This is a genomic window from Streptomyces sp. NRRL B-3229 (genome assembly GCF_000719505.1).
Lineage (GTDB): Bacteria > Actinomycetota > Actinomycetes > Streptomycetales > Streptomycetaceae > Streptomyces > Streptomyces griseorubiginosus.
Genome location: NZ_JOGP01000007.1, coordinates 107,173 through 125,096 on the forward strand (window position 1 = coordinate 107,173; position 17,924 = coordinate 125,096).

Below are 17,924 nucleotides of genomic sequence, written 5' to 3' on the forward strand. Positions count from 1 at the left end.
GCAGGCTCTGCGCGCTGGAGCAACCATAGGCGCAGCGCCTGAGGGCACTTGACGCGGAGTCGGGAACCAACGCGGACGAGCGTTCGATCTTGCCTCGCCGAGCGTCAAGAAATCGTCAAGAGTTAGGTAAGGTAACGAAGTACTTGGATGCGGAGTCCCACCACTTCGTGTCCTATGTACGTGAGCTCACGCGCGCGTGATGCGCGTGAGCCAGGGAAGGGAACGGCCGCTGACTGTCCACCACCTCAACCAGCTCCTGCTCGTCTGCTCGCTCGTCCTGCTCGTCGCCGTGGCAGCGGTCCGGATCTCCTCGCGCAGCGGGCTCCCCAGCCTGCTCGTGTACCTGGGGATCGGCATCGCCATGGGCCAGGACGGCATCGGCGACATCCACTTCGACAACGCCGAACTGACCCAGGTCATCGGGTACGCGGCCCTGGTCGTGATCCTGGCCGAGGGTGGCCTCGGCACGAAGTGGAAGGAGATCGGACCGGCTCTGCCCGCGGCGACCGCGCTGGCGCTGGCCGGGGTCGCGGTGAGCGTCGGGGTCACGGCGACGGCCGCGCACTACCTGATCGGGCTGGAGTGGCGGCAGGCGCTGATCATCGGGGCGGTCGTCTCCTCGACGGACGCGGCGGCGGTGTTCTCGGTGCTGCGCAAGATCCCCCTCCCCTCACGCATAACGGGCACCCTGGAGGCCGAGTCCGGCTTCAACGACGCCCCCGTGGTCATCCTGGTCGTCGCCTTCTCCCAGGCAGGTCCGGTCGAGCACTGGTACCGGCTGATCGGCGAGATAACCCTCGAACTGGCCATCGGTGCCGCCGTCGGCATCGCGGTGGGCTGGCTCGGCTCCTGGGGCCTCAGGCACGTCGCCCTGCCCGCCTCCGGCCTCTACCCCATCGCGGTCATGGCGATCGCCGTCACCGCCTACGCGGCGGGCGCCCTGGCCCACGGCAGCGGCTTCCTCGCCGTCTATCTCGCCTCCATGGCGATGGGCAACGCCAAGCTGCCGCACTGGCCCGCCACCCGCGGGTTCGCCGACGGCCTCGGCTGGATCGCCCAGATCGGCATGTTCGTCCTGCTGGGCCTGCTGGTCACCCCGCACGAGCTGGGCGACGACGTCCTGCCCGGGCTCGTCATCGGCCTGGTGCTGACCATGGTCGCGCGGCCTTTGAGCGTGGTGCTGTGCCTGACGCCGTTCCGGGTGCCCTGGCAGGAGCAGACCCTCATGTCCTGGGCCGGGCTGCGCGGGGCCGTGCCCATCATCCTGGCGACGATCCCCATGGTGAACGGCGTCGACGGCAGCCGGCGCATCTTCAACATCGTCTTCGTCCTGGTCGTCGTATACACCCTCGTGCAGGGCCCGACGCTGCCCTGGCTGGCCCGCAAGCTGCGCCTCGGCGGCGACCCGGAGGCCGCCGACCTCGGCATCGAGTCGGCGCCCCTGGAGCGGCTGCGCGGGCACCTCCTGTCCGTCGCGATCCCCGAGGGGTCGCGGATGCACGGCGTCGAGGTCCACGAGCTGCGGCTGCCGGCCGGAGCCGCCGTCACCCTGGTCGTCCGCGACGCAAAATCGTTCGTTCCGCTGCCGACGACCGTGCTGCGGCGCGGGGACGAACTGCTCGTCGTCACCACCGACCCGGTCCGCGACGCCGCCGAACGACGGCTCCGCGCGGTGGGCCGCGGCGGCAAGCTGGCCGACTGGCTGGGTACGGGCGGCGGCAGGGGCACGGGCAGCGACGGTGGCAGCAGCGGAGGAGGCGGCGGCGGAGGAGGAGGAGGCGTCTCAGGTTAAGGCCGTGTTTCGCGCCCCCTGTACGATGGGGGCGCACCCCTGATCGAACCAACTCTGCCTGACGCAGAGCTGGCGCGACCGTATGGCGGCCGGGACGTCCCTCGTGACGTGGTCTTCGGCATCTACCGCAGTCCGCGCAAGAGGACAGCTCTCGGTGCCGCCCCGGACGGGAGCGGCGCTACCAGGCGGCAGAAAGGCACGGGCCGTGGCATCCACGGTCACCTCCTCCCGCCCGGGATACGGGCAGCTGCTGCGCACCCGCGGCGCCTGGACGTTCCTGCTCCCCGGCTTCGCGGCCCGCCAGCCGTTCGCGATGCTCACCCTCTCCCTCGTGCTGCTCGTGCAGCACACCACCGGCTCCTACGGCGCGGCGGGCGCCGTCGCGGCCGTCACCGGCGTCTCCATGGCACTCTTCGCGCCCTGGAGCGGCCGTCTCGCGGACCGCTACGGACAGCGCGCCGTGCTCGTCCCCGGTGTCCTGGTGCACACCCTGGCCGGCCTGTCCCTGACGGCGCTCGCCCTCTCCCACGCCCCCCTGTGGGCGCTGTTCGCGGCGGCCGTGCCCACCGGCGCCTCCGTGCCGCAGATCGGGCCCATGGTGCGCGCCCGCTGGGGCGTGAAGCTCCAGGACTCGCCCCTGATGACCACGGCGGCGGCCTTCGAGTCGGTCACGGACGAGCTGACCTTCGTCTTCGGCCCGCTGCTGGCCACCGCCCTGTGCACGGCCGTGCACCCGGCCGCGGGTCTGCTGACGGAGGCAACCCTGACGCTGCTCGGCGGTCTGCTGTTCGCCGCGCAGAGGAGCACCCAGCCGCCGGTCGTGCTCGGCGAGCACGCGCGCGTGGAGCACGCCTCGGCACTGCGCTTGCCCGGTGTGCGGGTCCTGATCGTGACCTTCCTCGGCATCGGATCCGTCTTCGGCGGCATGCAGGTCTCGCTCGCCGCGTTCAGCGAGTCGATCGGCGAGCCCGGCCTGAACGGCGTCCTGTACGGCGTCTTCGCCGCCGGCAACATGCTCTCCGGCCTGGTCTGCGGCGCCATCGCCTGGAAGGTGGCCCCGCAGCGACGCCTCGTCATCGGCTACGGCGCCCTCGCCCTGACGGCCTCCGGCCTGTGGGCGGCGCACTCCGTGCTCGTCCTCGCGGGCCTCGGCCTCCTGGTCGGCATGTGCATCGCGCCCGCCCTGATCACCGGGTACACCCTGGTGGAGAACCTGGTGCCGGCCGGCGCCCGCACCGAGGCCTTCACCTGGCTCACCGGAGCGGTGGCCCTCGGCCAGGCGGCCGCGGTCACGATCGCCGGACAGCTGGAGGACCGCTTCTGGAGCGGCGCCGGGTTCCTGGTGCCGATGGCCGGCACCCTGCTCGCCCTGGCGACCCTGCTGGCGCTGCGTTCCCACCTGGTCGGGCGGCCCCGGGGCCGGACTGTCGCACGTGGTGTGGGTCACCGAGTGCCGGTGGCAGTGGACTGATCCCCGGGAATACGTCACTATGGACCCTCGTTAGCACTCATTGAGTGAGAGTGCCAGGAGGAAGACAAGTGCCGACCTACCAGTACCAGTGCACCGAGTGCGGCGAGGGCCTCGAGGCGGTGCAGAAGTTCACCGACGACGCTCTGACCGAATGCCCCAACTGCCATGGTCGCCTCAAGAAGGTGTTCTCCGCGGTCGGCATCGTCTTCAAGGGCTCCGGCTTCTACCGCAACGACAGCCGCGGCTCCTCGTCGAGCAGCTCCCCGGCGTCGTCCTCGAAGTCGTCGACGTCCAGCTCCTCGAGCTCGTCCGACTCCTCGTCCTCGACCTCTTCGTCCTCCTCGGACTCGAAGTCGTCGAGCACGGGCACTTCGTCGAGCAGCAGCTCCGCCGCATAGATCGCACGTCCAGGACCCTGTCGTCGTACGACGACAGGGTCCTCGGCGTTGCCGGAGCCGTACCCGGCGGTCCCGGGCGGTTCGCGATTCCCGGAGCCGGTCACCGCGGGATTTCGGGGCCGGATACTGTGCGGGCATGGCGAACGCAGAGATCGGCGTAATCGGCGGGTCCGGCTTCTACTCGTTCCTCGAGGACGTGACCGAGGTCCAGGTGGACACCCCCTACGGTCCGCCCAGCGACTCCCTCTTCCTCGGCGAGGTCGCCGGGCGGCGGGTCGCCTTCCTGCCCCGGCACGGACGCGGCCACCATCTGCCGCCGCACCGGATCAACTACCGGGCCAACTTGTGGGCGCTCCGGTCGGTGGGGGCACGGCAGATCCTCGGTCCCTGCGCGGTGGGCGGGCTGCGCCCCGAGTACGGTCCGGGCACGCTGCTGGTGCCGGACCAGCTGGTCGACCGCACGAAGTCCCGGGTGGGCACGTACTTCGACGGGCTGCCGCTGCCGGGCGGCGGGGTGCCCAACGTGGTGCACGTGTCCCTGGCCGACCCGTACTGCCCCGTCGGGCGGACGGCCGCGCTGAAGGCGGCTCGCGGGCGGGACTGGGAGGCGGTGGACGGCGGCACGCTCGTCGTGGTCGAGGGGCCGCGGTTCTCCACCCGCGCCGAGTCGCTGTGGCACCAGGCGCAGGGCTGGTCGGTGGTGGGCATGACCGGCCACCCGGAGGCCGCCCTCGCCCGTGAACTGGAGCTCTGCTACACGTCGTTGACCCTGGTCACGGACCTCGACGCGGGCGCCGAGACCGGCGAGGGCGTCTCCCACGACGAGGTGCTGCGGGTGTTCGCGGCGAACGTGGACCGACTGCGGGGCGTGCTCTTCGACGCGGTGGCGGCGCTGCCGGCCGCGGACGAGCGGGACTGCCTGTGCGTGAACGCGCTGGGTGGGATGGATCCGGGGTTCGAACTGCCTTAGCCGGGACGGGGTTCGGGGCGAACGCTCCATTTGGGGCGGACGCCCTTTTTGGGGCGAATACCCCCTTTCAGGGCGAACACCCCCGTTCAGGGCGGACGCTCTCGTTCAGGTGAGGGAGTTTTCCACAACCGGTGGACTGTCCACCGGCTCCGGCGGGATCCGGCGCGAAGCCTCATCGTGGGACCGCAAGCCGATCCCTCGACGCTGGTGGTGGTCCTCATGCCCTTCGCACCTTTCGCTCCCTCTCCCTCCTCCCCGCCCTTCTCCCCTTCTCCTCTCGCCGCGCACCCACCCGGCACCGAGACGCCGCCGACCTGCGAGGTACCGCACTTCGCGCCGGTGCGGGTGCGCGGCGGGCGGTATCAGCTGCGGCAGCTCGTACGGCACCGACGACGTGCCGTGGCCGTCGGACTGGCCGTCACCGCGGCCGCGCTGGTGGCCGCCGGCCCCCGGGACGCCGACGGGGCACGCGGACATCCGGTGGTCGCACCGGTACGCGAGCACCGAGCCGTCGCGACGGTGTCGGCGCCGGTGCGGATCGCCGACGCGGCGACGGTGCGGCTGCTGCGGCCCGGGGACCGGGTGGACGTGATCGCCGCGGAGGAGACGGCGACGGGGGGCGGCGACGCGCGGGTGATCGCGCGTGGGGCACGCGTGTCGAAGGTGCCGGAGGCGCTGGAGGGTGCGGGCGACGGCGGGGCCCTGGTGGTGCTGTCGGTGCCGCGGTCCACGGCGGCCCGTCTCGTCGGGGCGAGCTCCACGGCGCGGCTGGCGGTGACACTGTGTTGAGCCGCGTGGTCAGCCTGTTGCGCCGACTCATGTCAAGTCGCCCTTTCGAGCTACCCAATTGGACAGGGTCGCCTCAGGTTGACGTAGGTTGCGGAGCTGTTTGTTCCACAACCTGTACGTACGAGAAGAGGCCTGCGGGTGAGCGAGAAGAAGCCGAGCGTCTGGGAGGGCTTCAAAGCCTTCCTGATGCGCGGGAACGTCGTCGATCTGGCAGTCGCGGTGGTCATCGGCGCCGCCTTCACCAACATCGTGAACTCGGTGGTGAAGGGGATCATCAACCCGCTGGTCGGGGCGATCGGGACCAAGAACCTCGACCACTACAGCTCGTGCCTGAGCTCCTCGTGCAAAGGCCAGCAGGGCATCACGATCCTGTGGGGCTCGGTGCTCGGTGCCACGCTCAGCTTCGTGATCACCGCGGCCGTCGTGTACTTCCTGATGGTGCTGCCGATGGCGAAGTACCTGGCCCGCGTGGAGGCCCGCCAGAAGGCGAAGGAGGGCACCCGCGAGGTCATCGAGGTGACCGAGCTGGAGGTCCTCAAGGAGATCCGCGACGCGCTGGTCGCGCAGCGGGGCTCGGGGCACAGGGAGCCGTAGCGATCGGCTCAGATGTGGTGGGGCGGCTTCTCGTCGAGGAAGCGCTTCAGGTCGGCCGCGCTGTCCCCGTCGGACCGCGGTCGGTCGCCCCAGCCGCGGTCGGTGTCGTCCGACGACTGCTGGTCCAGCGGATCGTCGAAGACAAGCCCGGGCTTCGGCTCGGCGGGTTCGGGGGCGGGGGCGGAGGTCATGTGTCCAGGGTACGGGGACCTGCGGTACGGCCGAGCGGGGCGCAGTCCCCGACCTGCCGGCCCACCGACACCGTGGATCCGACACCCGAGGCCTCGACCCCCATGGCTCCGATCCACATGACCCCGACTCTCCGGGACCGGACGCCCACGGACCCGGCACCCATGGCCCCAACGCCTGTGACCTCGACATCCACACACCCATCCATGAGCGTTTCCGGTCCGGATCTGCTGTGCTTGGGTCCATGACGTCCAGCCCGCCCCACAGTCCACTGCGCAGACTCACCGCCCGCGGCCGGGACGAGGCCCACCGGGTCGCGTCGCCGCTGGAGCTCTTCTTCGACCTGTGCTTCGTCGTCGCCATCGCGCAGGCGGGCGTCGCCCTGGTGCACGCGGTCGCCGAGGGGCACGCCGGCGAGGGCGTCCTCAACTACGCGATGGTGTTCTTCGCCATCTGGTGGGCCTGGATGAACTTCACCTGGTTCGCCTCGGCCTACGACAACGACGACGCGCTGTACCGGGTCGTCACCCTGGTGCAGATCGCCGGTGTCCTGGTGCTGGCGGCCGGGGTGTCCAGGGCGTTCGAGCAGCACGAGTTCCTGGCCGTGTGGCTGGGCTATCTGATCATGCGGCTGGCGTTGATCACGCAGTGGCTGCGGGTGGCGTGGTCGAGCGAGGGCGCGGAGCGGACGATGGCGCTGCGGTACGCGTTCGGCGTGCTGCTGTGCCAGGTCGGCTGGCTGGGACTGCTGGTGCTGCCCGAGGGCGGGCGGCCCTGGGTCTTCCTGGTGATGGCGGTGCTGGAGATGTGTGTGCCGCCGTTCGCCGAGCGGGACCATCCGACGTCGTGGCATCCGCACCACATCGCGGAACGCTATGGACTGTTCACGATCATCGTGCTCGGTGAGACGATCGCCGCCGCCACGGTCGCCGTGAAGTCCGGTATCGACGAGCAGGACGCGCTGGGGGAACTCCTGCCGATCGCGGCGGGTGGGCTGCTGATCATCTTCGCCGCCTGGTGGATCTACTTCGTGGTGCCCATCCATGACCGTCTGCGCTCCAACAGACAGGCGTTCCTGTGGGGTTACGGCCACTACGTGGTGTTCGCCTCCGCCGCCGCGATCGGGGCGGGCCTCGAGGTGGCCGTGGAGCAGGCGGTCGGCAAGGCGCACATCTCGACGCTCGCCGCGTCGGCCGCGGTGACTCTGCCGACGGCGCTCTACCTGCTCACTGTGTGGCTGCTGCACTCCCGGTTCTTCAAGGTGGGCATCGCACAGCAACTGGTGCTGCCGGTCACCGCGTTGCTGGTGCTCTGCTGCACCTTCCTGGGCGAGGGGGCCGTGCTCGCGGCGGGCCTCGTGGCGGGGCTGGCGGTGGTGACCGGGACGACGCTCACCTCGCGCAGCGCGGCCCGGGAGAGGGTGGACCCGACCGACAACGGGGCCGAGGTCGGGGCCGGACGGGGACCTGCGACATGACAGTTGACGCCCTGACCGATGTCACCGGAGTGCGGGTGGGGCACGCCACGCGTGTCGGGGGCGGGTGGCTCACCGGGACCACCGTCGTGCTCGCCCCGGAGGGCGGGGCGGTGGCGGCGGTGGATGTGCGCGGGGGTGGTCCCGGGACCAAGGAGACCGACGCGCTCGATCCGCGCAACGTGGTGCAGAAGGTCGAGGCGATCGTGCTGACCGGCGGGAGCGCGTACGGGCTGGACGCGGCCTCGGGGGTGATGGCCTGGCTGGAGGAGCGCGGGCGGGGGGTGCGGGTCGGGCCGGATCCCTCGCACGTGGTGCCGGTCGTACCCGCCGCGTGCGTCTTCGACCTGGGCCGGGGCGGGGACTTCCGGGCCCGGCCGGACGCGGCGACCGGGCGGGCCGCCGTCGAGGCCGCAGCGGCCGGTGCGGTGGGTTCGGCGGTGCCGGAAGGGTGCGTGGGGGCCGGTACGGGGGCTGTGGCCGGGGGGATGAAGGGCGGGGTGGGGTCGGCGAGTGTCCTGCTGCCGTCGGGCATCACCGTGGCGGCGCTGGTGGTGGTCAACGCGGTCGGCGCGGTGGCGGACCCGGAGACGGGGGTCCTGTACGGGGAGTTGTTCCAGGGGCGGGTGCGGTATCCGGACGAGGGGGTGCACGAGGCCGCGCGCCGGCGACTCGCGGAGCTCTCGGCTCGGCAGCCGCCGCCGTCGTTGAACACCACGCTCGCGGTGGTGGCCACCGACGCGGAGCTGTCCAAGGCGCAGGCGCAGAAGGTGGCCGGTACGGCGCACGACGGGATCGCCCGCGCCGTACGGCCGGTGCATCTGCTGCACGACGGGGACACCGTGTTCGCGCTGGCGACGGGGGCGCGGACGTTGGACCCGGGCGATCCGCTCGCGCTCAACGACGTCCTCGCGGCGGGGGCGGACGTGGTCACCCGGGCGATCGTGCGAGCCGTCCGGGCCGCGGAGTCCGTGGACGGGCCCGGCGGGGTGTGGCCGTCGTACGAGTCGCTGTACGGGGGGTCCTCGGCCTAGGAGGCGCTCCAGTGGGGGTCGCGGCCGAGGTGGCGCAGGAGGACGGCCGTGTCGTCGTCGCCCGGCTCGACGGGCAGGGCGGCGGCGTACGCGCCGTAGGCACGCAGGGGTTCGACGATCTCCTGGGCGACCTTGAGGAGGGGGCGGGCCAGTTCGGGCGGGAGCGGGGACGGCCGGCCGGTCGCGGCGGCGAGGTCCCAGGCGTGGACCGCCGCGTCCAGCCCGCAGGCCGCGGAGCCGGACCACGGGGACATGCTGTGCGGTGGTACCGGTGTGGGGACCGCGGAGGCGTCCCGGTCGACTCCCGCCCACGCCTTGGCCGCGCGGGCCAGAGCGTCCTCCAGGAACGCCGTCGGGTCGGCGCCCGCCAGGTCGCCCGAGGGTTCGAAGGGGTTGAAGCCGGGGCCGGGTTCGCCGGTCAGCGCGGCGGCGAAGCCGATCTGGTCGCCGACGGCGTGCTGGAAGACCTGGGCGACGGTCCAGCGCTCGCAGGGCGTGGGCAGGTGCCAGCCGTCGTCGGGGACGGACCGGACGGCCGTGCGCAGTGCTTGGTGAGAGGCGTCCAGGACGTCCCAGCCGCTGGAGATCATGCCGTCGTTCATCGGAGAGCCCCCGTTGTTCCGGATTTTGGTCGGTGTCTCACCCTGCTGAATGTGCGGCCGTCCGTCCACCCCCGGTGCGCCCCTTGCTGTGTCCGGGTTCTGTCACACGAGGGCATTCGTCGCGCGGACGGGGAACCCGGCCGGGGACCGGGTCCCTCCTTTCCTCACAGCGGGGAACGGAGCGGACCATGCCTCTCACATGAATCTGGAGCAGACCTTGGCAACGCCGGACATAGCAGCACGGCGCGCACTGGGGACCTGTGCCGTCCTGGTGGTCGGCGCCCTCACCCTCACCGCGTGCGGAGGCGACTCCGACGGCGGCAGTGAGGGCAAGGGCGGCAAGGACTCCGCGCGGTCGTCCGCGGCGGAGATCGTCATCTCCGCGAAGAACGGATCCACCGGCGCCTCGATCAACTCGACCGGCGTGAAGGTCAGCGACGGCACGCTGACCGGCGTGAAGATGACGGTGGCGGGGACGGGCGAGGACGTGCCGGGGACGATCGCGGCCGGGGGCGGGAGCTGGCAGCCCGCGGAGCAGCTGGAACGCGGGACCAGGTACCGGATCACCGCCACGGCGAAGGACGCGGACGGGAAGGCCGTGGCCGCGAAGTCGGTGTTCACGACCGTCTCGAAGGCGAACAGCTTCATCGGGACGTACACGCCGGACGACGGGACGACGGTCGGTGTGGGGATGCCTGTGTCGTTCAGCTTCGACAAGGCGATCAGCGACCGGAAGGCCGTGCAGTCGCACATCACGGTCAGCTCCAGCAGCGGACAGCGGGTGGTGGGGCACTGGTTCGGCTCGCAGCGGCTCGACTTCCGGCCCGAGGAGTACTGGAAGGCCGGCTCCAAGGTCACGATGAAGATCGACCTGGACGGGATCGAGGGGGCGAACGGCGTCACCGGCGTGCAGCGCAGGACCGTCAGCTTCACCGTCGGACGGTCCCAGGTCTCCACGGTGGACGTGAAGACGCAGACCATGACGGTGGTTCGGGACGGCAAGGTCCTCAAGAAGGTGCCGATCTCGTCCGGCAGCAAGGAGTTCACCACCTACAACGGGCAGATGGTGATCACCGAGAAGCACAAGAAGATCCGCATGGACAGCCGGACGGTCGCGCTGGCCAACGCGTACGACATCCCGGACGTGCCGGACGCGATGCGGCTGACGCAGTCCGGCACCTTCATCCACGGCAACTACTGGTACAACCAGGGCAGTCCGCCCTTCGGCCGCACCGGCACCAGCCATGGCTGCGTGGGCCTGCGGGACGTCAAGGGCGGCCAGGGCGACACACCGGCCAAGTGGTTCTACGACAGCTCGATCGTCGGGGACGTCGTCATCGTGAAGAACTCCCCCGACAAGCAGGTGGCACCCGACAACGGACTCAACGGCTGGAACCTCCCCTGGGCCCAGTGGACCGCCGGAAGTGCCGCCTGACCGGCGGCTTTTGACGGAACATCGGGCCGCGTGGGAACTTCTCGCGCGGTCCGGGCGTTTTCCGGACGTACGTTTTCTCGGTTCCCGGACATGATGTCCGACCGAGGGGCTACGGTATGCACCCACAAGGTGACATGCAGCAACGCCGGGAGAAACCTTGAGCGTTCCGTACGAGACGGCAGCGTACGAACCACCCGAGTCGCCCGAGTCTCCGGAGGAGCACCTCGCGCGTCTCCTCGGTCGTGCCCTGAACTCCTTCGAGCTGCCGGACGAGACCATCCGGCGCCTGGACTGCGCGCTGGCGTACGACAGTTCGCTGCACTCCGCGCACCACAGCGCGGGCCTGCACCGCGAGACGTACCGGCACACCTGGCTGCTCGACGACGGCTCCGCGCTCACCCTGTGGGAGCTCGTCCACAACACCGCCCGCGACAGCCTGCCGCAGCACGAGGTGTACGTCGACGAGGAGGAGCTGCGGGCGGCGACCGCCCGGCTGCCCTTACCGGCGGAGACCCCTGACTTCGAACTGCCGGTGACGGTACAGCTGGAGTCCGTGCACCCGCCGCGGCACGCCTACGTCCCGGACGACTCGCCGGACCACGCGCGCCGGCTGCTGCGTCGCGCGGAGAACGCGGACCGGCCGGGCGCGGAGACGGCGGCGCTGCTGTCCGAGGCGTTCGCGCACCAGATCACGCAGGCCTTCGGGCGCCCGTGCCGAGCGGGGCGGACCGGGCTGGGTTTCTCGCTGTACGAGCACGCGTTCCTGCTGCGTGACGGCGCGGAGATCTCCCTGTGGGAGGTCGAGCACACGGCCACGCCGGACGGGCGGCACATGTGCGAGGTCTACGTCAGCGAGGACGCGGCCCGCGAGGCGATGGAACGGCGCGCGGCGCAACTGTCCTGAGCCGACCGGCGGTTGGCCCCGGCGTCCACCGCCGTGCTGCGGTCAGGCTCAGCGGCCGCGGAGACGTCCACGGTTGAGATCAGCGGCCGCCGCTCAGCTGTCGTACCAGACCCGCGAACGCGTCCTCCTCCGCCGCGGTCAGGGCGACGGACTCGTGGCCGGGGGCGGCCAGGCGCTGGCGGGGGAAGGCGGGCAGACCGTGGTCGACGCGCCAGGTGACGGCTTCGTGGCGGCCGTGGCGCAGCAGGTAGGCCAACCCCGCGGTCCAGGCGAAGACCACCAGGACGAGAAGGGTCACACCCAGCAGCTGGTAGACGGAGACGTGCTCAGGCATGCCGTCCAGTAGACACCACGGTCCGGGACTTTGGCCCCGGACCGTGACGTATCTCGCAGGTGCCGTGAACACCTCACAGCAGCCCCAAAGGGGCGGTTCCTACGCGGCGACCGGCTGCTTCGCCTGCTGTTCGGCGACGGGCGCCGCGGGGGCCTCGGCCTCCGGGGTCGTCTTGCGCAGCCCCTTCAGGACGATGACCAGGCCGGCTGTGATCGCCGTACCGATGGCGATGGCCAGCAGGTAGAGGAACGGCTTGCCGATCAGGAAGGTGACCCAGATGCCGCCGTGCGGGGCGCGCAGGGTGGAGCCGAAGGCCATGGCCAGGCCACCGGTGACCGCGCCGCCCACCATGGAGGAGGGGATGACGCGCAGCGGGTCGGCCGCGGCGAACGGGATCGCGCCCTCGGAGATGAAGGAGGCACCGAGGACCCAGGCCGCCTTGCCGTTCTCGCGTTCGGCGGGGGTGAAGAGCTTCTTGCGGACGGTGGTGGCGAGGGCCATGCCCAGCGGGGGCACCATGCCGGCGGCCATCACGGCGGCCATGACCTTCATCGCGGAGTCGCTCGGGTTCTGGACGGCGATACCGGCGGTGGCGAAGGCGTAGGCGACCTTGTTGACCGGGCCGCCGAGGTCGAAGCACATCATCAGGCCGAGGAGGACACCGAGCAGGATGGCGTTGGTGCCGGAGAGGCTGTTGAGCCAGTCCGTCATGGCCTTCTGGGCCTCGGCGATGGGCTTGCCGATGACGATGAACATCAGGAAGCCGACGACGATCGACGAGATCAGCGGGATGACGACCACCGGCATGATGCCGCGCAGGACCGGCGGGATCTTCACCCGCTGGATGGCGAGGACCACGCCACCGGCCAGCAGACCGGCGACCAGACCGCCGAGGAAGCCGGCGTTGATGTTGACGGAGATCATGCCGCCGACGAAGCCCGGCACGAGTCCCGGCCGGTCGGCCATGCCGAAGGCGATGTAGCCGGCGAGCACCGGGATCAGGAAGCCGAAGGCCACCCCGCCGATCTGGAACAGCAGCGCGCCCCAGCTGTCGACCTGGCCCCAGTCGAAGTGCTCGGAGACCGACTTGGCGCCGTTGATCTGGTAGCCGCCGATCGCGAAGCCGAGGGCGATGAGGAGACCGCCCGCGGCGACGAAGGGGACCATGTAGCTCACGCCGGTCATCAGCCACTTGCGGAGCTTGGTGCCGTAGCCGTCACCGGGGTCGCCGGCCCGCTCGACCGGCGTTCCGCCGTGGGCGGAGGCGCTGACCTCACCGCGGGCCGCCTTTCCGCGCACCTCGGTGATGAGTTCGGCGGGGCGGTTGATGCCCGCCTTCACGCCGACGTCCACGGTGGGCTTGCCGGCGAAGCGGTCCTTCTCCCGTACGGGGACGTCGTGGGCGAAGATCACGCCGTCCGCCGCCGCGATGACCGCCGGGTCGAGCCGCTCGAAGCCGGCCGAGCCCTGGGTCTCTACGACGAGTTCGACACCCGCCTCGCGGCCCGCGTTCTCCAGCGACTCGGCGGCCATGTAGGTGTGGGCGATGCCGGTCGGGCAGGAGGTGACGGCGACGATCCGGAAGGGGGCCGCCGGGGCGTCGGGAGCGGCGGGGGCCGGCGCGGTGGTGGCCGTTGCGGCATCGGCGGAGGCCGCCGCCGATGCCGCAACGGAGTCTTCGGAGGGACGGTCCCCGGAGGCACGCGGGGCGGTGGTCGCCTCGGCGGGTGCCTCGTCCCCACGGATCAGGGCCGCCGCGCCCGCCGCGTCCCCCGCGGCCCGCAGCGCGTCCGTGAACTCGGTGTTCATCAGCTGCCGGGCCAGCGACGACAGGATCGTCAGGTGGGCGTCGTCGGCGCCCGCGGGGGCGGCGATCAGGAAGATCAGGTCGGCGGGGCCGTCCGGCGCGCCGAAGTCGATGCCGGCGGCGCTGCGCCCGAAGGCGAGCGTCGGCTCGGTGACGTGCTCGCTGCGGCAGTGCGGGATGCCGATGCCGCCGTCGAGGCCGGTCGGCATCTGGGCCTCACGGGCGGCCACGTCGGCGAGGAAGCCGTCCAGGTCGGTGACCCGGCCCAGGGCGACCATGCGCTCGGCGAGGGCACGTGCCGCCGCTTCCTTGGTGTCGGCGGACAGGTCGAGGTCGACCAGGTCCGCGGTGATCATCTCGCTCATCGCGGGCTCCTTCGCACGCGTATCGCCCGGAATGTGGAGTGGGCGTCGGGGGTGGGGACGGGGGTGCAGCGGGGGTTCTTCACCGGGAGGGGGGTGGCGGCGGGGAGTAACGGCGCCGGTACGGCCGTAGGAGCGGCCATGCGGGCCGGTACGGCCGTGGGGAGAGCCCTGAGGGGCGGTGCGGACGTGGGGAGAGGCATGAGGGGCGGTGCGGACGTGGGGAGAGGCATGAGGGGCGGTATGAGCGGGCCGTTCATGACACCGGCTCCTTGAGCGGGCGGTCCACCGGTACCTCCGCCGTGACCGTGACGGCGGCCGGGTCCAGATCGGCCGGGGTCGGCATGACGCTGCCCGGCAGCTGGACGGCCGCCGCGCCGTGCGCCACCGCGGAGGCGAGGGCGTCCGGGCCGCTGCCGCCGGCGATCAGGAAGCCGGCCAGGGACGAGTCGCCCGCGCCGACATTGCTGCGTACGGCGTCCACGCGCGCGCTGCCGAACCAGGCACCCGAGGCGTCCACGAGCAGCTGCCCGTCCGCGCCCAGGCTCGCGAGGACGGCACGGGCGCCCATCTCACGCAGTTCCTCCGCGGCCTTCAGGGCGTCGCCCACGGTGGCGAGGGGGCGTCCGACCGCCTCCGCGAGCTCCTCGGCGTTGGGCTTGACCACGTCGGGCCGTTCCCGCAGCGCCTCCTGGAGGGCGCGCCCCGAGGTGTCCAGGGCGATCCGGGCGCCTCCGGCGTGCGCCCGGGCCACCACGTCGGCGTACCAGGAGGGCGCGAGCCCGCGGGGCAGGCTTCCGCAGCAGGCGATCCAGGCGGCGTCCCGGGACTGTGCGCGAACCGTCTCCAGGAGCAGTTCCTGCTCGTCGGGAGAGAGTTCCGGGCCCGGCGCGTTGATCTTCGTGAGCACGCCGTCGGACTCGGCGAGCGCGATGTTCGAGCGGGTGGCGCCCGCGACCGGCACCGGCGCGACCTCGATGCCCTGTGCGTCGAGCAGATCGGCGACGAGCGCGCCCGGCGCACCGCCCAGCGGAAGGACGACGACCGTGCGCTGTCCGGCGGCGGCGACCGCGCGCGAGACGTTGACGCCCTTGCCGCCGGGGTCCATGCGCTCACCGGTGGCGCGGATGACCTCGCCGCGGTCGAGGGCGGGCACCTCGTAGGTGCGGTCCAGGGACGGGTTCGGGGTGACGGTGAGGATCATGCGCGCACTACTTCCGTGCCGCCGTACTCGATGGCGGCGGTGTCTTCGGGGCTCAGCCCGCTGTCGGTGATCAGCAGGTCCACATCGCCCAGGTCGCCGAAGCGGGCGAAGTGCTCCTGGCCGTGCTTGGCGGAGTCGGCGAGGAGGACCACGCGGCGGGCGGCGGCGATCGCCGCGCGCTTGACCGCGGCCTCGGCGAGGTCGGGGGTGGTCAGGCCGTGCTCGGCGGAGAAGCCGTTGGCGGCGACGAACAGGACGTCGGCCCGGATCTCGCCGTAGGCCCGCAGCGCCCAGGCGTCGACGGCGGCGCGGGTGCGGTGCCGTACCCGCCCGCCGACGAGGTGGAGCTGGATGCCGGGGTGGTCCGCGAGGCGGGCCGCGATCGGCAGGCTGTGGGTGACGACGGTGAGCGAGGCCTCCAGCGGGACGGCGGCGGCCAGGCGGGCCACGGTCGTGCCGGCGTCGAGGATCAGGGTGCCCTCGGTCGGCAGCTCCGCGAGGGCCGCCTTGGCGATGTGGTCCTTCTCGTCGGCCGCGGTCGTCTCGCGCTCGGCGAGGTCCGGCTCGAAGTCGAGGCGGCCGGCCGGGAGGGCCCCGCCGTGCACCCGGCGCAGCAGGCCGGCGCGGTCGAGGGCCTTCAGGTCCCGGCGGATGGTCTCCGCGGTGACCTGGAACTCCTCGGCCAGCGAGACGACGTCCACCCGCCCGCCGTCACGCGCGAGCCGGAGGATCTCCTGCTGCCGCTCCGGTGCGTACATGTCCGCTCGCCTCCGACCGATGCCCGAACGTGTGGTTTCAGCTCGGAGGCTACGCCCGGATTTCCGGGATGTAAACAGGTTCGGGCGCGATTTGAATGCGATTCGGGCATGAACGGACGTCCGGTTGTGTCCGGGTGCGGCGACCGGCTGTGTCCGAGCAGGGTGAGCGGTCGGGTCCGGATACGGCGAAGGGGCCCGGTACCTGGGCAGGTACCGGGCCCCTTCTCCCCGACCGGTCAGGAGACCAGCTCGGGCTCCTTCTCCTCCACCGCGGGAAGGTCGTCCGCGCCCTCCACATGCTGGGCCGGCCGCTTCGGCAGCGCGAACATCAGCAGGAAGATGACGGCCATGACCGCCGCGACCCAGCCGAGCGCGTGCTGGAAGGCGTCCACGAAGGCCGGGCCCACCTGCTCGGGGCGCAGCCGGTCACCGATCACCCCGAAGAACACGACCGACACCAGCCCGAGACCCAGCGCGTTGCCCATCTGCTGCACGGTGTTGATGAGCCCGGACGCCGACCCGGCGTGCTCCTTCGGCACCTCCGACAGCACCGCGTCGGTCAGCGGCGCCACGATCAGGCCCATGCCGACCCCCATCACGACCAGCGGCAACGCCATCTGCCAGGAGCGGATCCCCATGCCGTACCGGTCGGCCTCCCAGAGGTAGAGCAGCACGCCCGCCGCCATCAGCAGCGCGCCGGCCTGGAGGACCTTGCGTCCGAAGCGGGGCACCAGCTGCTGCACGGAGAGCCCGGCGGCCGTGGAGACGGCGAGCGAGAACGGCACCCCGGTCAGCCCCGCCCGCAGCGGGCTCCAGCCGAGGCCGGTCTGCATGTACAGGGTCCACACCAGGAAGAAGATGCCGAGCCCGACCCCGAAGACGGTCTGCACCGCGATCCCGGCCGCGAAGCTCTTCACCCTGAACAGCGACAGCTCGACCAGCGGCGACCCGTCCCGTGCGGCCTTGCGCCTCTCGTACGCCACCAGCGCGGCGAACACCAGGGGCGCGCCGGCCATCGACACGTACCCCCACAGCGGCCAGTCCAGCTCCTCGCCGCGGGTCAGCGGGTAGAGCAGCATCAGCAGTCCGAGGACGACCATGGCCACGCCCACCAGGTCCAGCTTCAGTGCCCGCGGGGCCTTGGACTCGGTGATGAAACGGCTGCCGAGGATGAGCCCGGCGATCCCGACGGGCAGGTTGATCAGGAAGATCGGACGCCACTCCAGTCCGAACAGGTTCCACTCGGTCAGCAGCGCCCCGAGCAGCGGACCGGACACGGCACCGAGTCCGACGACCGCGCCGAACAGCCCGAACACCTTGCCCCGCTCATGTGCGGGGAACGTCGCGTGCACGATCGACAGCACCTGCGGAACCATCATCGCGGCCATGCCCCCTTGCAGGATCCGGGCCGCGACCAGCATCTCCGGGTTCGCGGCGAAGCCGCACAGCGCCGAGGCGAGCGTGAAGCCCCCGATGCCGACGAGGAACAGCCGCTTGCGCCCGTGGATGTCACCGAGCCGCCCGCCGGTGATCAGCCCGGCCGCGAAGGCGAGGGCGTAACCGGCGGTGATCCACTGGATCTGGCTGACGGAGGCGCCGGCGTCCTTCCGGATGGACGGGATGGCGATGTTGACGATCGTGACGTCGACGAGGTCCATGAAGGCCGCGGTCATCACGATGGCGAGGGCGAACCAGCGACGCCGGTCGCCCGCGGGGGGCGCGACAGCGGTGGATGTGGTCTCGGTGGAGGTCATGGAACGAAGCTATGACCCCAGTAGGACAGATCGTGTCCTAGTTCTACGGCATC

Annotated in this window: 17 protein-coding genes; 10 read left to right on the forward strand and 7 right to left on the reverse strand. The window is 71.6% G+C overall.

Features of this window, described 5'->3' with window-relative positions:
• Positions 1-199 precede the first annotated feature (199 nt).
• The 6 genes from IF54_RS0112385 to mscL all read left to right on the forward strand — a co-directional run bounded on the left by IF54_RS0112385 (position 200) and on the right by mscL (position 6,014).
• A complete protein-coding gene (locus IF54_RS0112385) occupies positions 200-1,792 on the forward strand; it encodes a potassium/proton antiporter (protein WP_037819879.1) in 1,593 nt (530 codons plus the stop codon).
• A gap of 205 nt (positions 1,793-1,997) precedes the next feature.
• Positions 1,998-3,263, forward strand: a complete 1,266-nt coding sequence (locus tag IF54_RS0112390) for an MFS transporter (RefSeq protein WP_030317585.1) — start codon at positions 1,998-2,000, stop codon at positions 3,261-3,263.
• 68 nt (positions 3,264-3,331) lie between these two features.
• Positions 3,332-3,661 carry an FmdB family zinc ribbon protein gene (locus tag IF54_RS41065; protein WP_078851948.1) on the forward strand — a complete coding sequence of 110 codons (330 nt, stop codon included), beginning with the start codon at positions 3,332-3,334 and terminating at the stop codon, positions 3,659-3,661.
• 136 nt (positions 3,662-3,797) lie between these two features.
• Positions 3,798-4,631, forward strand: coding sequence for an S-methyl-5'-thioadenosine phosphorylase (locus IF54_RS0112400; protein WP_030317588.1), 834 nt, complete (start codon positions 3,798-3,800; stop codon positions 4,629-4,631).
• A gap of 219 nt (positions 4,632-4,850) precedes the next feature.
• Positions 4,851-5,420, forward strand: coding sequence for a hypothetical protein (locus IF54_RS0112405; RefSeq protein WP_078851973.1), 570 nt, complete (start codon positions 4,851-4,853; stop codon positions 5,418-5,420).
• Positions 5,421-5,558: 138 nt separating this feature from the next.
• On the forward strand, positions 5,559-6,014 hold the full coding sequence (gene mscL / locus IF54_RS0112410) for a large conductance mechanosensitive channel protein MscL (RefSeq protein WP_030317591.1): 456 nt from the start codon (positions 5,559-5,561) through the stop codon (positions 6,012-6,014).
• Positions 6,015-6,022: 8 nt separating this feature from the next.
• Here the strand turns inward: mscL and IF54_RS0112415 are convergent, their stop codons facing one another.
• Positions 6,023-6,205, reverse strand: a complete 183-nt coding sequence (locus IF54_RS0112415) for a hypothetical protein (RefSeq protein WP_020137759.1) — start codon at positions 6,203-6,205, stop codon at positions 6,023-6,025.
• Positions 6,206-6,447: 242 nt separating this feature from the next.
• On the opposite strand from IF54_RS0112415, the gene IF54_RS0112425 reads away from it, so the two are divergent.
• Positions 6,448-7,680, forward strand: a complete 1,233-nt coding sequence (locus IF54_RS0112425) for a low temperature requirement protein A (RefSeq protein WP_051735421.1) — start codon at positions 6,448-6,450, stop codon at positions 7,678-7,680.
• The gene (locus IF54_RS0112430) at positions 7,677-8,711 is read left to right on the forward strand and encodes a P1 family peptidase (protein ID WP_030317593.1); all 1,035 of its coding nucleotides are present in this window, start codon (positions 7,677-7,679) and stop codon (positions 8,709-8,711) included. Before IF54_RS0112425 ends, IF54_RS0112430 begins: the two co-directional genes overlap by 4 nt.
• On the opposite strand, the gene IF54_RS0112435 is transcribed toward IF54_RS0112430, so the two are convergent.
• On the reverse strand, positions 8,708-9,313 hold the full coding sequence (locus IF54_RS0112435; protein WP_030317594.1) for a TIGR03086 family metal-binding protein: 606 nt from the start codon (positions 9,311-9,313) through the stop codon (positions 8,708-8,710). The two genes, IF54_RS0112430 and IF54_RS0112435, sit on opposite strands and share 4 nt — an antisense overlap.
• Positions 9,314-9,512: 199 nt before the next feature.
• Between IF54_RS0112435 and IF54_RS0112440 the strand changes: the two genes are divergently transcribed.
• Entirely contained in the window at positions 9,513-10,748 is a 1,236-nt protein-coding gene (locus tag IF54_RS0112440; protein WP_078851949.1) for a L,D-transpeptidase, read from the forward strand.
• A gap of 157 nt (positions 10,749-10,905) precedes the next feature.
• Positions 10,906-11,652 carry a DUF6227 family protein gene (locus IF54_RS0112445; protein ID WP_030317596.1) on the forward strand — a complete coding sequence of 249 codons (747 nt, stop codon included), beginning with the start codon at positions 10,906-10,908 and terminating at the stop codon, positions 11,650-11,652.
• 79 nt (positions 11,653-11,731) lie between these two features.
• On the opposite strand, the gene IF54_RS0112450 is transcribed toward IF54_RS0112445, so the two are convergent.
• From IF54_RS0112450 to IF54_RS0112470, 5 genes are all read right to left on the reverse strand, one after another.
• Entirely contained in the window at positions 11,732-11,986 is a 255-nt protein-coding gene (locus IF54_RS0112450; protein WP_030317598.1) for a hypothetical protein, read from the reverse strand.
• Positions 11,987-12,085: 99 nt separating this feature from the next.
• On the reverse strand, positions 12,086-14,158 hold the full coding sequence (locus IF54_RS0112455; protein WP_030317600.1) for a PTS fructose transporter subunit IIABC: 2,073 nt from the start codon (positions 14,156-14,158) through the stop codon (positions 12,086-12,088).
• Positions 14,159-14,411: 253 nt separating this feature from the next.
• Positions 14,412-15,359 (reverse strand): 1-phosphofructokinase, encoded by a 948-nt coding sequence (gene pfkB / locus IF54_RS0112460; protein WP_030317601.1) that lies wholly within the window; start codon positions 15,357-15,359, stop codon positions 14,412-14,414.
• Complete coding sequence (locus tag IF54_RS0112465) at positions 15,356-16,117, reverse strand: DeoR/GlpR family DNA-binding transcription regulator (RefSeq protein WP_030317605.1); 762 nt, start codon at positions 16,115-16,117, stop codon at positions 15,356-15,358. The genes pfkB and IF54_RS0112465 overlap by 4 nt, the downstream gene beginning before the upstream one ends.
• Positions 16,118-16,353: 236 nt before the next feature.
• Positions 16,354-17,871: an MFS transporter gene (locus IF54_RS0112470; protein WP_030317607.1), complete on the reverse strand. Its 1,518-nt coding sequence runs from the start codon at positions 17,869-17,871 to the stop codon at positions 16,354-16,356.
• Positions 17,872-17,924 lie beyond the last annotated feature (53 nt).

Excerpts from the sequence above, each read along its gene's own strand:
- IF54_RS0112385 (WP_037819879.1), top strand. The coding sequence starts at position 200 with ATGCGCGTGAGCCAGGGAAGGGAACGGCCGCTGACTGTCCACCACCTC.
- IF54_RS0112400 (WP_030317588.1), top strand. The coding sequence starts at position 3,798 with ATGGCGAACGCAGAGATCGGCGTAATCGGCGGGTCCGGCTTCTACTCG.
- IF54_RS0112405 (WP_078851973.1), top strand. The coding sequence starts at position 4,851 with ATGCCCTTCGCACCTTTCGCTCCCTCTCCCTCCTCCCCGCCCTTCTCC.
- IF54_RS0112415 (WP_020137759.1), bottom strand. The coding sequence starts at position 6,205 with ATGACCTCCGCCCCCGCCCCCGAACCCGCCGAGCCGAAGCCCGGGCTT.
- IF54_RS0112425 (WP_051735421.1), top strand. The coding sequence starts at position 6,448 with ATGACGTCCAGCCCGCCCCACAGTCCACTGCGCAGACTCACCGCCCGC.
- IF54_RS0112430 (WP_030317593.1), top strand. The coding sequence starts at position 7,677 with ATGACAGTTGACGCCCTGACCGATGTCACCGGAGTGCGGGTGGGGCAC.
- IF54_RS0112435 (WP_030317594.1), bottom strand. The coding sequence starts at position 9,313 with ATGAACGACGGCATGATCTCCAGCGGCTGGGACGTCCTGGACGCCTCT.
- IF54_RS0112440 (WP_078851949.1), top strand. The coding sequence starts at position 9,513 with ATGAATCTGGAGCAGACCTTGGCAACGCCGGACATAGCAGCACGGCGC.
- IF54_RS0112450 (WP_030317598.1), bottom strand. The coding sequence starts at position 11,986 with ATGCCTGAGCACGTCTCCGTCTACCAGCTGCTGGGTGTGACCCTTCTC.
- IF54_RS0112455 (WP_030317600.1), bottom strand. The coding sequence starts at position 14,158 with ATGAGCGAGATGATCACCGCGGACCTGGTCGACCTCGACCTGTCCGCC.
- pfkB (WP_030317601.1), bottom strand. The coding sequence starts at position 15,359 with ATGATCCTCACCGTCACCCCGAACCCGTCCCTGGACCGCACCTACGAG.
- IF54_RS0112465 (WP_030317605.1), bottom strand. The coding sequence starts at position 16,117 with ATGTACGCACCGGAGCGGCAGCAGGAGATCCTCCGGCTCGCGCGTGAC.
- IF54_RS0112470 (WP_030317607.1), bottom strand. The coding sequence starts at position 17,871 with ATGACCTCCACCGAGACCACATCCACCGCTGTCGCGCCCCCCGCGGGC.